This is a genomic window from Trichocoleus sp. FACHB-591 (assembly GCF_014695845.1).
Taxonomy (GTDB): Bacteria; Cyanobacteriota; Cyanobacteriia; order FACHB-46; family FACHB-46; genus Trichocoleus.
On sequence record NZ_JACJPA010000070.1, the window covers coordinates 1 to 14143 of the forward strand.

Consider the following 14143-nt stretch of genomic DNA (forward strand, 5'->3'; position numbering starts at 1 on the left):
GTAGGTGTCAATAATCTTTTGCCGTAGGTCAAGCGAGTATGCTTTCATTGCCCCTGAAACACTAATAATTCTCTACACTCTACCTGTACCTCACTAGATTGGAAAACGCTCTATCTTCTACTATGCCAAACAGTAGAAGCGTCTCGCTTCCTATATCTAAAGAGCGATCATAAATTGGGCTGGGAACTCAGAAGTGAATTGTGCTTCTAAGTAAGTGAATGGGTCGCGATCGCTACTAGATGATGGGCGATCGGATGAGCATTCCTGCTGAGAAGGTCAATATTACTCCATCGGATAGTAACGTCTGAGGCGAGAAAAAAGATAACCTTCAGGCAGATATAGCAAAAAAGAATTCATGAGGTGGATGGTGATGACTGGTTTCTCTCGCTGGACTGCAAAAAGTACAGCACTACTGGCTTTGGGATTAACAACGGTTGTAGCTGCGCCTGTAGTAGCACCCATTGTCATGACAGCCCCGGCGAGTGCGGCTGAACTCTCCGATGTACGCGATCATTGGGCACGTCCCTTTATTGAAAAACTCGCAGATGAAAACATCATTACTGGATTCCCTGATGGCACCTACAAGCCAAACCAGGCAGTAACCCGCGCCCAATTTGCTGCGATCGTCCGGAAGGCGTTTAACAAAGATCGGATTCGTAGCTCTCGTGGCTTTGCCGATGTCTCCAGTAACTATTGGGCAGCTAGCGCGATCGATGCGGCTTATGAAACAGGTTTTCTCTCCGGTTATCCCAACAACCAGTTCCGTCCTGACGAGCAGATTCCACGGGTACAGGTGTTAGTTTCTCTATCCAGTGGTCTCACCCTGAAAGCAGACCAAGCTACTGCCAGTACCCTCGGCGTGTATGCAGATGCACGGCAAATTCCCACCTATGCCACCGAAGGAGTTGCAGCAGCCACCGAAGACAACATTGTGGTCAACTATCCTAATGTCAGTTACCTCAATCCGAATGATGTAGCGACCAGAGCCGAAGTTGCCGCCTTTGTTTATCAGGCTTTAGTTAAATCAGGCCGACTCCAACCATTGGCGACTCAGATCGATGTAAATCGCTATATCGTCAAGAGCAACACCTCTGGTACCAATGCTAACACTGGCGGCCAACCTCCTAGCACTGGCACCCAAACTACCCAAAACCCAGAGTTACGCATCGCTCAAGGCACTAAAGTCAACGTCAAGTATGAAGCCTCGGACAAAGTGGTGGTGGCTCCAGGCGAAAGCATCAATATGACAGTAACCACCGCTAGTGATATTAAAAACTCTCAGGGTAAGGTGCTCGTTCCAGCGAACAGTCGTCTGGAAGGTCAGCTAATTCCTCGTTATAGCGGCTCTACATTCCTAGGTACGCAGTTTGTGGCGCAGCGTTTGTTGGTCGGTACCCAAACCTACAACAATCTCAATGTCACGTCTCCTTTAGTGACTGCTAAAGCACCGGAGGAGGCGAAGCGCCAGAGCTTAGAGGATACTGCTATTACTGCCGCTGCTCGGACGATCGCCGATACCGTCTTAGGGAGATCTGTGAAACCAGCGGATATCCTCACGACAATTTTGACGGGGAGAACTCCTGGCACTACCCCAACAACTAATACTCAAAATCAGTTGGTGATTATTGATCCGGAAACCGATCTACCACTCACCTTTGGTTCTGATTTTTATCTGAGTGCGATCGCGAGTTAGACCTAACCCCCTGCCCCTTCCCTCGCAGGGAAGGGGAGATAAGATTCTTAGCCCCTCGCCTCCTACGAGAGGGGTTGGGGAGAGAGTTTTACATCTCCTTTAGATACTGTTGATAACCTATTTGATCCAACTTGGCTTGTTTCTCCATCACCATATCCTTGAGAGATTGACGGTATTGCTGGACTTGCTCTAGCAGCGTGGAATTGGAGGTGGCGAGGATTTGGACGGCTAGCAATCCGGCGTTTTTGGCATTGCCGATCGCGACGGTGGCGACAGGAATTCCGGCGGGCATTTGCACAATCGAGTAGAGCGAATCTACGCCTTGAAGATTGCGGGTGGCGACAGGTACCCCAATTACAGGCAAGGGAGTGAGAGAGGCGACCATTCCGGGTAAGTGCGCAGCTCCTCCCGCTCCAGCGATGATCACTTTGATGCCGCGTGTATGAGCTTGCTGGGCATATTCCACCATGCGTTCTGGGGTGCGGTGAGCAGAGACGATGCCGACTTCGCAGGGCACACCGAATTCTTCACAAGTGGCGATCGCGCCTTGCATGGTGGGCAAATCGGAATCACTGCCCATGATGATGCCAACTAAAGGTTGAGTCATTGAGATTTTGGATTTGAGATTTAGGATTTTGGATTAAGTTAGAACTTGCGGTTTCAGTATTGCAACTCTCAATCCAGCACATGGATATTATCAAGGCGCGGGTGCCTGGTCACCTAGGAATCCAACATATTCACATCGAAGACGGCATTATTCAACGAGTCGAACCAATGGGGCAGTCCGTAGCGGGCATCATCCCCATTCACGAACCCTTGCTAGATGCGGGCGCAGACTGGATTTCCTTAGGTGGGGTTGACCTGCAAATTAACGGAGCCTTGGGGTTAGCCTTTCCAGACCTCGCTCCAGAGCATTTCGACAAACTCGCTGAAATTTGCCAGTTTCTTTGGCAGCAGGGCGTAGACGGGTTTCTCCCCACCATCGTTACGACTTCTGTGGAGAACATTCAGCGATCGCTCGCCACCATCGCCCAATTCGTCGAGCAGATCCAACCTTCTCAAACGAAAGCTGCCCAAATTCTGGGAGTTCATTTAGAAGGCCCATTCCTCAACTCTGAAAAACGTGGTGCCCACCCTGCCGAATACCTGCTGCCCCTCACCGTCGAGCAAATCAAACGAGTATTGGGTGACTACACCCATATCGTCAAAGTCATCACCCTCGCCCCCGAACTCGACCCCACCGGAGACGCGATCGCCTACCTGCGCTCCCTCGGCATCACTATCAGCCTCGGCCACTCCCAAGCCACCGTTGCCCAAGCGCAACAAGCCTTCGCTCAGGGAGCCACAATGGTCACCCACGCCTTCAACGCCATGCCCAGCCTGCACCACCGAGAACCCGGACTGCTAGGAGCTGCGATCGCCAACCCACAAGTACAATGCGGCTTCATCGCCGACGGCCAACATGTCTCTCCCATCATGCTCGACCTCCTGCTAAGAGCCAGCCACTACGACCAAGGGCTGTTTTTGGTAAGTGATGCCCTAGCTCCCCTGGGTCTACCGGATGGCATTTACCCCTGGGACACGCGCAAAATCGAGGTAAAGCACGGCACCGCAAGACTTCCAGATGGCACCCTATCTGGAACAACCTTGCCCTTGTTAGTTGGCGTACAAAATTTGGTGAAATGGGGCATTTGCAGTGTAGAACAAGCGATCGCCCTAGCCACCACCGCACCCAGACGCGCGATCGGATTGTGGAACCAGTCAGCAGAGGATCATTGTCCCTACCAAGGTCAGCCCGCTAGCAACTTACTGCGCTGGTCATTCGATTCTGAATCTCAAACTCTCTCATGGCAAAGACTGGAATGACCTAACCCCCTACCCCTTCCCTCGCAGGGAAGGGGAGATGAAGAGAGAAAACACAATTTCGAAACTCTAACAGGCCAACTCGTCTGGAGGGGGTCTGGGGGACGCAGCCGTCCCTCAGCGGGAGTTTGAGGGCAGGTGCCCTCAAGGCTCGGATTCACCAAGTGTCACCAAGAGCATCAGAGACCCGCGATCGCCCCACCAAAACTATCGCGCTAAGAACAAATCATCATAGGATTGAGAACTGTAGTCTGTTGAAACCCAGTAAATAGAAGCAAATTTATGAACGTGGTGGATGATAAAACCGTAGTCCGTGAGTACTTCAACGCAACCGGATTTGACCGCTGGCGACGCATTTACGGTGATGGAGAAGTTAACAAAGTCCAGCTCGACATTCGCATTGGGCATCAACAGACCATTGATCACGTCCTAGGCTGGCTCAAAGCCGACAACAACCTTTCCCAAATCACCGTATGCGACGCAGGCTGTGGAGTCGGTAGCCTCAGCATCCCTCTAGCAGAAGCAGGCGCTAAAGTCTTCAGCAGCGACATCTCCGAAAAAATGGTCGAAGAAGCTAAAGAGCGCGCTGCCACCGAACTCGGCCAAGGCACCAACCCCACATTTAGTGTTCAAGACCTCGAAAGCCTCACGGGTAGCTATCACACCGTCATTTGCCTCGACGTGTTGATCCACTATCCACAAGACAAAGCCGCTGATATGATCGCGCATCTCAGCTCCCTGGCAGAATCGCGGTTGATTCTCAGCTTTGCCCCCAAGACCCTCGCCTACAGCCTACTCAAGAAAATTGGCGACTTTTTTCCTGGTCCCAGCAAAGCCACTCGCGCCTACCTGCACCGAGAAGCAGACGTAGTGAAAATCCTGGAAGCCAATGGCTGGAAAATTGAGCGCAACGCCATGACCAAAACCCGCTTCTACTTTTCCCGCCTCCTCGAAGCCGTGAAAAAATAAGCTTCAAAATTCGATAAAGTCACAGGCAAGGGCGATCGCGACAGGCTAGAATCTCGGCTAGCTCGATCGCCCAATCAAAACTATGAAGCTGGTTAAAAAAATTGCTGCTGGTATTTTGCTGCCCTTTGGTTTAGCAATCGTTATTCTGGCAACCGCCGACCTCCTCAACAAAAATGCCACTGCCGATAGCAAGGAAGGCTCAGCTGCTATCCTAGTTCTCTTTGGCCTCCCTAGCTTGGGTTTAGGCAGTTGGTTTGTCTGGGATCTAACTCAAAAGAGTCGAGCCGAAAAGAGCGATCGCTTGCAAGATGCTTTCTATCAGCTCGTAGAAGCCAATGGTGGCAAAATTACAGTTCTGCGATTTGCCAAAGAAGCAGATTTATCGGGTGCTGAAGCCAAGCAATATTTGGAAGAAAAAGCTAAAGAATTTAACGCCAGTTATGATGTCAACGAACAGGGAGACATTACCTATCGCTTCACGTTTTAGCCGATCACCTATAGTTTTGATGCATGGGATGAGGGCAGCACATTAACATGAAACTGCTCAGGAAATTAGCTTCAGGGTTTCTGCTCACTTGGGGATTCTTGTTTCTGATCGTCCCTGTCTCGGTGCTGCCTGACAAAAATGCTTCTCAGGAAGACAGAGATCAGGCGATCGGTTGTTTGGTAGGTGGCATCCCCGTCACTGCCTGGGGTGTTTGGTTAGCTTACGGTCTTTATCGCCAACGAGAAAAAGAACAGCGCGATCGCTTGCAAGCCATCTTTTATCAGCTACTCAAGCAAGGCAATGGCGCTGTCACCGTTCTAGAGTTAGCAATGGAAGCCAAACTCTCTGGAGCGGATGCAAAACAGTATTTAGATGCCAAGGCTAGGGAATTTGGCGCTACGTTTGATGTCACCGATCGCGGCAGTATTGCTTATGAGTTTGACCTGAAAGCCGTGAATTTGTTTGAGCCTGCCTCAGCTCCACTCAACTCCGAGAACTAGCGATCGCTATAAGTAAAGCTCGCTAGCATGAAGCGTAGATGTGTTTGAGAGGGTTGGCATGGTTCGCATCTTTTTGGCGATCGCGGCAATTTTGGCAGGTTTAGCAGTGGCGGCTGGGGCGTTTGCTTCTCACGCTTTAAGGGAACGATTGAGCGATCGGGCTTTAGAGATTTTTGAAACGGCTTCACGCTACCAGATGTACCACGCTCTGGCTTTGTTGCTGGTGGCGGTGTTGCTGACTCAGGTGGCGATTCCCTCCGCTTTGTTAAATACAGCAGGATATGCGTTTCTGGCAGGAATTGTGCTGTTTTCGGGTAGTTTGTATGCGTTGAGTCTGTCAGGGGTGAAGTGGCTCGGTGCGATTACGCCTTTGGGTGGGGTGGCGTTTTTGATTGGGTGGGGATGTGTGGCGGCTGCGGCTTGGAGTTCTAAGCTTTAGATTTTGGGAACCCGAGCCCTTGGGGGCGCTTGCCCCCAAACCCCCGCTGAGGGACGGTTGCGTCCCCCAGACCCCCTCCAAACGAATTGGATGGTTAGAGGTTCGAGATTGTCTTATCTCCCCTCTCCTCATAGGAGAGGGGCCGGGGGAGAGGTTCCTCAAGCCATCGTTACTGACATCAAATCCTCGGCCATCTCGAAGTTGGCGGTGACGTTTTGGACATCGTCGGAATCTTCCAGGGCATCCATGAGTTTCAGGAGCGATTGCGCTTGGTCGGGGTCGGTGACTTCCATCGTGTTGTTGGGAATCCAGCGCAGTTCGGCTTGTTGAACGTGGTAGCCCTTGTCTTTAAGAACTTGGCTGAGGTTTTCTAAATTGGCGACTTCGGTAAATACTTCCGCACCTTCTGCTTCATCGACCTGGGTCAGCTCGTAGAATTCGGCTCCACCTTCTAGGGAGGCTTCTAGCAAGGCATCTTCATCAATTTGGCTACTGGTGGCGTTGCGATTACGTTTCCGTCCTTCCTCAGCGGGGGCAGCAGTAATGGTGACTACCCCTTTTTGGTCAAACATCCAACTGACACATCCGGTTTCACCTAGGTTGCCGCCGTTTTTACTGAAGGCTTCGCGCATATCAGCAGCGGTACGATTACGGTTGTCGGTCAGGGCTTCGATCAGCACTGCCACACCACCAGGGCCATAACCCTCGTAGCGAATGGCTTCTAAGGCGGCGTTGTCGGGGCCGAGTTTGCCTGCTCCTTTGGCGATCGCTCGATCAATATTGTCGTTGGGGATTCCGGCAGCTTTGGCCTTCTCGATCGCGGTACGGAGCTGGAAATTGCCGTTGGGGTCAGGCACACCGCTTCGGGCTGCTACAATAATTTCTCGCGAGATTTTAGTGAAGACTTTGCCTTTCACTGCATCGACTCTGGCTTTTTGGCGCTTGATATTGGCCCACTTACTATGTCCTGCCATAAAGGTGAGGTCAGACTGAAACCGTTAAAACTGCAATTGAATTGACTAGCATCGATGTTAGCAGAGGCTTTGCATCCACTACATTAGTTAGGTTGAGCGATCGCAACATCAAAAAGCTATGGGTAGAGTGTGGAGGCAGTGCTTACGGGGATGCGGGCAATTGGCATGGATGAGAAATGCCGCCGTGATTGTGCTCCTACTTCTGAGCGTATTGGGGTGGTTTGACTGGAAACCTACACCTGCGATCGCCGCTCCTAACTCTTCTCAGGTGACACATCTGACCTTGTGGCAAGGGGTGAATCCACCGCCAAATCGTGATGTGTTGCAGAAATTAGTCGATCGCTTTAATCAAACTCACATGGATATCCAGGTTGACTCAATCTACGTCGGACAACCGGATGAGCAGATGCCCAAGATCCTCGCGGCTGTGGTGGGGAATTCAGCGCCTGACATGCTTTGGTTTGCGCCGATGATTACGGGGCAGTTGGTGGAGTTGGGGGCGGTGCGGCCTCTAGAGCAGTGGTTGGATCAGTCTCCTCTGCGTGAGCAAATTGCGCCTACTTTATTTGAAACGATGGAGCTGGAAAACCATCTTTGGTCGATTCCCTTTGGCACTAACAATGTCGGTATTTTCTATCGACCGAGTTTATTTCAAGCCGCTGGTATTACTAAGCTGCCTCAAACCTGGGAAGAGTTGCGGCAGGTAGCGCAGACTTTAACCCGTGATACCGATGGCGATTGCCGGATTGACCAACATGGGATGCTGCTCCCTCTGGGCAAAGGCGAGTGGACGGTGTTTAACTGGTTGCCGTTTATGTGGAGTGGCGGTGGAGAACTTACGGATGCGGGTGAAGCCAATCCTGCTGCGGTGAATCTGGCAAACTCAGGCGCGATCGCGGCTCTGCAACTCTGGAGAGACTTGCTAGATGATGGTTCTGCGGTTCTATCCCTACCCGAACGCGGTTATGAACTTGATGGTTTTCTCGCAGGCAAAGTCGCGATGCAACTCTCTGGCCCTTGGACACTAGGACAACTGCAAGCCACTGGAGTTGATTTTGGCGTAATTCCCATTCCCACAGAGGCTAGACGGGCTACGGCGAGTGGTGGGGAGAATCTGTTTTTCTTCAAAAGTAGGCCAGAGCGCGAACAAGCTGCGTTGACCTTTGCGGAATATGTGTTGAGCGAGGAATTTCAAACGCAATGGGCTTTAGGAACAGGATACTTACCCACCAATCTCAAGGCTCGTCAGAATTCTACCTATCAACAGTTTGTCTCGCAACAACCTGCGGTCAGCGTATTCTTAGAACAAGCTCCCTACGGGCGATCGCGACCAATTTTTTTCGGGTACAATCGCGTCTCTGAACAGTTGGGACGGGCGATCGAAGCTGTTTTGTTAGGAAAAAGCACTCCAACCGCAGCCTTAACGGAAGCACAACGTCGTCTCAGCTTAATTTTTCACTAATCTCATCAGCTATCCAAAACTGCCAACATGCTCCCACGGAGTCTTAAGTCGCTAAAACTGGTTGACAACCTAATCGTGATCGCGCGATCGCAACTCCAACTAGACTAATCCAAAACGTAGACCTCATTTCCTGAGCCAAGCATTCTATTCTTGCAGGCTCTGTCTTTTGTAAATTGTTGGAATTGCGATCGCCATCAACATCACTAAGTTGGCAGTCCAAAACAGAACGACACCACCAAAGCCTACCCATGCCAAACGAGATAAGGATAGCTGGGTGAATCCATCCATTAATTGCCATAATCGAAAAGCAGTGTAACAAAAGCCAATAGGCACCACAACACTCGGAACTAACCACTGACTAAACACACGCTCAGAGATTAACTGCACCGCAACGACCAGTAAATAACTCCCCCAGAACATCAAGGAGGCGGGTTGTCCCCAAGACTGAACACATAAGGCGATCGGCAATAAAATCCCAACCACTAAGGCTAACTTGACCCACCACCTCAGAAATGACACTTGCTGTTCACTAAATCCAATTTCTGCTGAGAAGGGAAGACGTTGAGCTTTAACACCAAAGCCATAGGCGATCGCTATGCTGGTTGAAACTAGAATAAAAAGCGTTATAACTAGCCCGTTATTAGCTGCCAAAACTCCTTCTGCGCTCATCTTCAGCATGCCCCCTTACAGCCTATACCGACCACCTCTTAACACCTGCTCAGCCGTCAGTTTTAAGTCTGGGAAAGTTGGAGAAACAATAGCTTGATCGCCTCGAAACTGCTGGATTTCATAATCTCCATCCACTAGCGTACAGATAGAGAGGGTGGGCTGCTTGGGTTTACCAATGTGTCGAGTACCACCTAATCCTGCATAGTCTGCAATCCAATATTCGGGAATACCTAAAACTGCGTAATCTTCAACTTTACGAGCATAATCATTTTGCCAGTTGCTACTAACTACTTCAGCAATCAATTTAATTGAAGTACCTAGCGTCAAAATAGATTGGTCAGCCCAAAGCGGTTCTTGGATCAGTTCATCTCGATCAACAATTGCAACGTCAGGTCGAAATGCTGTAATACCCGTGTTGGCAGGACGTAATAATCCTCGTTGCAGCACAAACCAAGGTAAGCCTAGTCCATCGATCCGCACACAAAGCTTTGTAGTAATGAAGGCAGCAACCTCTTCATGTTGGCCCGTTGGCTCCAAATCGAATACCTCTCCATCAATCAACTCATAGCGATTATCGCCACCATAACAAGCAAAAAACTCATCAAAGCTGAGTGGCTTTTGTTGGATTGGTGGGTCGATTGCTTTCGTGCCACTGGGGTTTACTGCAATGGTCATAAGTCAACTTAGCCCAATCAATGGTTCCAGTCTACCAAGATGAATATGTTGTGGAGGCGTGATGAACTAAACACTGATGGTACAAGCCATTTGACATAATGGTTGAGTTCAAGAGTTGCTATGAACCCTGAACTTAAAACCAATAGATTCTTTCAGTTCCTTGTAGCGCACTTGTTATATGGAGCTTTAGAATGCAATGATTGCTTTTAACTCTTCAATTGTCAAAGCAGGTCGTTTTCGGTGTATCATCCTGTGACAATTTGCGCAAAGCACTCTAACATCTTCAATACTTGTTTTGACACTGTCATCCCACTCATGCTCAGAGCGTTCAGAAAGCGGATTCAAATGATGACACTCAATATAACCGAGTCCAAGCTCCCCATATTTCTTGTGATAATTGAAACCACAAGCTTGACAAGTATCGCCATAACGTGTTTTCGCAGCCTTTGTCAAGTTAGGATTTCGACTGAAGAAACTACGTTCTGCAGACATTCGGCTTCCTTCAACATATTCTTCTTGCTGAGTTGCCTCTCCTACTTTATATTTTGAAGGCTTGCTATTTTTTTGCTCTTGGTATTTATTACCTTTGAAGCCAAGATGACTTAAATAAGCTTCTACGCCGTCAAACTGATTAAGTCTATCATTTTTCACCCTATAGACATTTCCACTGGGTCGGAATTTTGAATCATAGCCAACATGGCTCTTGAAAGCTTGCCATGTTAAGGAGATTGATTCAGTGTCAAAAAAAAATATATATGGGAATTTAGCTTCCCCCCACAATGCTACAGATAGTTCCTGCATCGGATACTTCTGAAAAACCCTTACTATTCCTAGGGCTGGTATTTCTCCATTGCCACCTGTGGTTTTGATTAGGAGCATGGCATCACCTACGCTCAAGTTTTTAATAACACTCTTTGCCCCTGCAGGTACTCCCCAGCAATTGAAATAACCAGAGGGAAACTTGTTTTTTAATTCCTCTAATAATGCAGCTTTATAGCTCTCAGCATCTGGAACACTTTCTTCAACTAGTAAGATAGAAATCTGACTAAAAACAGTTTTTGGAAAATCTCTTGTTGCACCTTTCAAACCTACATCGTGAAAGAAAAGTTCCATGGAGTCTACTTGAAATCACACTATGTGTATTCTTCCCAGAACTTATGCCGCATATTAACTACCCTAAACAACTTCGGAGTATTTATTATAAATAGGCTAACAAGTATCCGTGCAAGAGCCCAATAGAGGTAATTATAGAGAATTGTTTAGTCTTTCTGGGGGCTATTTTCTCTACTCGTCTGTCTAACTAAATCTACTCAAGACAGGATCAAATGGAATCTTGTTGAAGGCACGGTCTCCAGCGTCATGCTGTGATTCAGGTTAACTTGTCGCCACCAATTTGGAACGGTAATACCCCTATATAAAGACGTAAACACCGATCCTGCTGGATACGCTGAGTTGCTTACAATGACTGTAACTAGCTGAGTGTATATATTTACTGATTAGAGGGGGATCGTGCAGTATGCAACCAACCAATCCCAATCAATTTACCGAAAAAGCGTGGGAAGCGATCGCTCAAACACCTGAGGTGGTCAAGCAAGCCCAGCAGCAGCAAATCGAGACGGAGCACTTATTCAAGTCACTGGTAGAGCAAGAAGGACTCGCCAGCAGCGTCTTTAGTAAGCTGGGCATCAGCGTGCAGAAGTTGCGCGATCGCACCGAAGAATTCACTAAGCGCCAACCCAAAGTTTCCAATAGTGGCTCTGTGTACTGGGGCCGTAGTGCCGATACCTTGCTCGATCGCTCTGAAGGCTATCGCAAAGAGTTTGGAGACGACTTCATTTCGATCGAACACCTACTACTGGCCTACACCCAAGACGATCGCTTTGGTAAAGCATTATTTCAGGAATTTAAACTAGACACAGCTAAGCTACGCAGCACGATTGAGCAAATTCGAGGAAGCCAGAAAGTGACCGACCAAAACCCAGAAGGGAAATACGACTCGTTAACTAAATATGGCCGTGACCTGACAGAATTTGCTCGTCAAGGCAAGCTCGACCCTGTGATCGGTCGGGATGACGAAATTCGCCGGACGATTCAGATTTTGTCTCGCCGTACCAAAAACAACCCTGTCCTAATTGGGGAACCAGGGGTGGGTAAAACCGCGATCGCTGAAGGTCTGGCGCAGCGGATTGTGAAAGGTGACGTACCCGAATCGTTGCGCGATCGCAAGCTGATTGCTTTGGATATGGGTGCCCTGATTGCAGGTGCCAAGTATCGGGGTGAATTTGAAGAACGCCTTAAAGCGGTTCTGAAGGAGGTTACTGACTCCAACGGCACCATCATCCTGTTTATTGACGAGATTCATACCGTTGTGGGTGCAGGGGCGACCCAAGGCGCGATGGATGCGGGTAACTTGCTGAAGCCGATGTTGGCTCGCGGAGAGCTGCGTTGTATCGGGGCCACCACCTTGGATGAGTACCGCAAGTACATCGAAAAGGATGCAGCGCTAGAGCGGCGTTTCCAACAGGTCTACATTGACCAGCCCACCGTGGAAGATACCATCTCCATTTTGCGCGGCTTGAAAGACCGCTACGAAACTCACCACAACGTCAAAATCTCTGATAGTTCTCTCGTGGCTGCGGCTACCCTCTCGACTCGTTACATCAGCGATCGCTTCTTGCCCGACAAGGCGATTGACCTCGTAGACGAAGCTGCTGCCAAACTGAAGATGGAGAGCACCTCCAAGCCTGAAGAACTGGACGAAATCGATCGCAAGATTCTGCAATTGGAGATGGAGCGGTTATCGCTGCAAAAAGAGAGTGATGTGGCTTCTCGCGATCGCTTAGATCGGCTAGAGAGAGAGCTGGGCGACCTCAAGGAGAACCAAAGCCGCCTGAATGCGCAATGGCAAGGAGAAAAAGAGATCCTCGATCGCCGCAAAGCTCTGAAAGAAGAGATCGATCAGGTGAATGTGGAAGTTCAGCAAGCCGAGCGTGAGTACGACCTCAACCGAGCTGCGGAGCTGAAGTACGGCAAGTTGACCGAGCTGCAACGACAACTGGATGAGATTGAGGCAAAACTGGCAGATACTCAAACCAGTGGGCGATCGCTGCTGCGTGAGGAAGTGACTGAAGCGGATATCGCGGAGATCATTTCTAAATGGACAGGCATCCCCCTGAATAAGCTAGTTGAGTCTGAGATGCAAAAGCTTCTCCAGTTAGAAGAGGAATTGCATAAGCGAGTGGTAGGTCAACAGGAAGCGGTGACAGCCGTTGCTGATGCGATTCAACGTTCTCGTGCAGGTTTGGCTGACCCCAACCGCCCAACTGCTAGCTTTATCTTCCTCGGCCCTACAGGTGTCGGTAAGACCGAACTCGGCAAAGCACTAGCTTCTTACCTGTTTGACACCGAAGACGCAATGGTGCGGATCGATATGTCAGAGTACATGGAGAAGCACTCTGTATCTCGTCTAATCGGTGCGCCTCCGGGATATGTAGGCTATGAAGAAGGCGGTCAACTCACGGAAGCGATTCGTCGTCGGCCTTACTCGGTGATTCTGTTTGATGAGATCGAGAAAGCGCACCCGGATGTGTTCAACGTGATGTTGCAGATCCTAGATGATGGGCGTGTCACTGACTCTCAAGGTCGCAAGGTAGACTTCAAAAACACCATCATCATCATGACCAGCAACATTGGCTCCCAGTTCATCCTAGATGTAGCAGGAGACAACTCTCAGTACGAAGAGATGCGGAGCCGTGTCCTAGATGCAATGCGAAGCAACTTCCGTCCAGAGTTCCTCAACCGGATTGATGAAATTATCATCTTCCATCCACTCGATCGCAGCGAACTCCGCGAGATCGTCAAGCTCCAAGTTCAGCGCTTAGAGCAACGGTTGAGCGATCGCAAGATGTCTCTCAAGTTATCCGATGCAGCTCTCGATTTCTTAGCAGAAGTGGGTTACGACCCTGTCTATGGAGCACGTCCACTCAAGCGGGCAATCCAGCGGGAACTAGAAACCCAAATTGCTAAGGCAATCCTCCGCAGCGAGTTCACGACTGGCGACACCATCTTTGTCGATGTTGAAAACGAACGCCTAGCCTTCAAACGCTTACCCGCCGAGTTACTAGCCGCTCAGTCTTCTAGCTAAGGTTCTAGTTGGGCGCTAGGTAAGGCGATCGCTATCTAACTCTTTCAGTCCTCTCCCTCAGTCTTTATCGAAGTAAGGGAGGGGGCTTTTTTAGAAGTCATGATTCAGCATTGGTGGAGCTAGGGGAGCGATCGCTAATTTACTTTCTACCTAACCAGAACTTACGCAAAAGTCATTTGAACGGACGGATGCTTGAGTTGCTCCTTGAGATACTCAGAGAGCATCCCGTGCTTGATTTGATAGATAGTTCTACCACTTTCGTAGGCAA

The 14143-nt window shown here is 49.5% G+C and carries 13 protein-coding genes; 8 read left to right on the top strand and 5 right to left on the bottom strand.

Annotated elements, in window-relative coordinates:
• Positions 1–370 precede the first annotated feature (370 nt).
• A complete protein-coding gene (locus tag H6F90_RS12670; protein ID WP_190552831.1) occupies positions 371–1693 on the top strand; it encodes an S-layer homology domain-containing protein in 1323 nt (440 codons plus the stop codon).
• Between the two features lie 88 nt (positions 1694–1781).
• Here H6F90_RS12670 and purE read toward each other — a convergent pair whose 3' ends face one another.
• Positions 1782–2300 carry a 5-(carboxyamino)imidazole ribonucleotide mutase gene (gene purE, locus H6F90_RS12675; RefSeq protein WP_190552832.1) on the bottom strand — a complete coding sequence of 173 codons (519 nt, stop codon included), beginning with the start codon at positions 2298–2300 and terminating at the stop codon, positions 1782–1784.
• An 80-nt stretch (positions 2301–2380) separates the two neighbouring features.
• On the opposite strand from purE, the gene nagA reads away from it, so the two are divergent.
• The 5 genes from nagA to H6F90_RS12700 all read left to right on the top strand — a co-directional run bounded on the left by nagA (position 2381) and on the right by H6F90_RS12700 (position 5951).
• A complete protein-coding gene (gene nagA, locus H6F90_RS12680) occupies positions 2381–3559 on the top strand; it encodes an N-acetylglucosamine-6-phosphate deacetylase (protein WP_190552833.1) in 1179 nt (392 codons plus the stop codon).
• A gap of 279 nt (positions 3560–3838) precedes the next feature.
• The gene (bchM, locus tag H6F90_RS12685; RefSeq protein WP_190552834.1) at positions 3839–4525 is read left to right on the top strand and encodes a magnesium protoporphyrin IX methyltransferase; all 687 of its coding nucleotides are present in this window, start codon (positions 3839–3841) and stop codon (positions 4523–4525) included.
• An 82-nt stretch (positions 4526–4607) separates the two neighbouring features.
• Positions 4608–5012 carry a hypothetical protein gene (locus tag H6F90_RS12690; RefSeq protein WP_190552835.1) on the top strand — a complete coding sequence of 135 codons (405 nt, stop codon included), beginning with the start codon at positions 4608–4610 and terminating at the stop codon, positions 5010–5012.
• A gap of 47 nt (positions 5013–5059) precedes the next feature.
• On the top strand, positions 5060–5512 hold the full coding sequence (locus H6F90_RS12695) for a hypothetical protein (protein WP_190552836.1): 453 nt from the start codon (positions 5060–5062) through the stop codon (positions 5510–5512).
• Positions 5513–5570: 58 nt separating this feature from the next.
• Positions 5571–5951: a DUF423 domain-containing protein gene (locus tag H6F90_RS12700; RefSeq protein ID WP_190552837.1), complete on the top strand. Its 381-nt coding sequence runs from the start codon at positions 5571–5573 to the stop codon at positions 5949–5951.
• A 158-nt stretch (positions 5952–6109) separates the two neighbouring features.
• Here H6F90_RS12700 and H6F90_RS12705 read toward each other — a convergent pair whose 3' ends face one another.
• Positions 6110–6925 carry a YebC/PmpR family DNA-binding transcriptional regulator gene (locus tag H6F90_RS12705; RefSeq protein WP_190552838.1) on the bottom strand — a complete coding sequence of 272 codons (816 nt, stop codon included), beginning with the start codon at positions 6923–6925 and terminating at the stop codon, positions 6110–6112.
• A gap of 118 nt (positions 6926–7043) precedes the next feature.
• Here H6F90_RS12705 and H6F90_RS12710 point away from each other — a divergent pair, with 118 nt between their 5' ends.
• The gene (locus tag H6F90_RS12710) at positions 7044–8387 is read left to right on the top strand and encodes an ABC transporter substrate-binding protein (RefSeq protein ID WP_242024447.1); all 1344 of its coding nucleotides are present in this window, start codon (positions 7044–7046) and stop codon (positions 8385–8387) included.
• A 144-nt stretch (positions 8388–8531) separates the two neighbouring features.
• Here H6F90_RS12710 and H6F90_RS12715 read toward each other — a convergent pair whose 3' ends face one another.
• The 3 genes from H6F90_RS12715 to H6F90_RS12725 form a co-directional block, all read right to left on the bottom strand.
• Complete coding sequence (locus tag H6F90_RS12715) at positions 8532–9065, bottom strand: hypothetical protein (RefSeq protein WP_242024448.1); 534 nt, start codon at positions 9063–9065, stop codon at positions 8532–8534.
• A 6-nt stretch (positions 9066–9071) separates the two neighbouring features.
• Entirely contained in the window at positions 9072–9731 is a 660-nt protein-coding gene (locus H6F90_RS12720) for a Uma2 family endonuclease (protein ID WP_190552839.1), read from the bottom strand.
• A gap of 186 nt (positions 9732–9917) precedes the next feature.
• A complete protein-coding gene (locus H6F90_RS12725; RefSeq protein WP_190552840.1) occupies positions 9918–10844 on the bottom strand; it encodes an HNH endonuclease in 927 nt (308 codons plus the stop codon).
• Positions 10845–11247: 403 nt separating this feature from the next.
• Between H6F90_RS12725 and clpB the strand changes: the two genes are divergently transcribed.
• A complete protein-coding gene (clpB, locus tag H6F90_RS12730) occupies positions 11248–13875 on the top strand; it encodes an ATP-dependent chaperone ClpB (protein ID WP_190552841.1) in 2628 nt (875 codons plus the stop codon).
• Positions 13876–14143: the final 268 nt, after the last annotated feature.

Coding starts and splice junctions, on each gene's coding strand:
- H6F90_RS12670 (WP_190552831.1), top strand. CDS start 371: ATGACTGGTTTCTCTCGCTGGACTGCAAAAAGTACAGCACTACTGGCT.
- purE (WP_190552832.1), bottom strand. CDS start 2,300: ATGACTCAACCTTTAGTTGGCATCATCATGGGCAGTGATTCCGATTTG.
- nagA (WP_190552833.1), top strand. CDS start 2,381: ATGGATATTATCAAGGCGCGGGTGCCTGGTCACCTAGGAATCCAACAT.
- bchM (WP_190552834.1), top strand. CDS start 3,839: ATGAACGTGGTGGATGATAAAACCGTAGTCCGTGAGTACTTCAACGCA.
- H6F90_RS12690 (WP_190552835.1), top strand. CDS start 4,608: ATGAAGCTGGTTAAAAAAATTGCTGCTGGTATTTTGCTGCCCTTTGGT.
- H6F90_RS12695 (WP_190552836.1), top strand. CDS start 5,060: ATGAAACTGCTCAGGAAATTAGCTTCAGGGTTTCTGCTCACTTGGGGA.
- H6F90_RS12700 (WP_190552837.1), top strand. CDS start 5,571: ATGGTTCGCATCTTTTTGGCGATCGCGGCAATTTTGGCAGGTTTAGCA.
- H6F90_RS12705 (WP_190552838.1), bottom strand. CDS start 6,925: ATGGCAGGACATAGTAAGTGGGCCAATATCAAGCGCCAAAAAGCCAGA.
- H6F90_RS12710 (WP_242024447.1), top strand. CDS start 7,044: ATGGGTAGAGTGTGGAGGCAGTGCTTACGGGGATGCGGGCAATTGGCA.
- H6F90_RS12715 (WP_242024448.1), bottom strand. CDS start 9,065: ATGCTGAAGATGAGCGCAGAAGGAGTTTTGGCAGCTAATAACGGGCTA.
- H6F90_RS12720 (WP_190552839.1), bottom strand. CDS start 9,731: ATGACCATTGCAGTAAACCCCAGTGGCACGAAAGCAATCGACCCACCA.
- H6F90_RS12725 (WP_190552840.1), bottom strand. CDS start 10,844: ATGGAACTTTTCTTTCACGATGTAGGTTTGAAAGGTGCAACAAGAGAT.
- clpB (WP_190552841.1), top strand. CDS start 11,248: ATGCAACCAACCAATCCCAATCAATTTACCGAAAAAGCGTGGGAAGCG.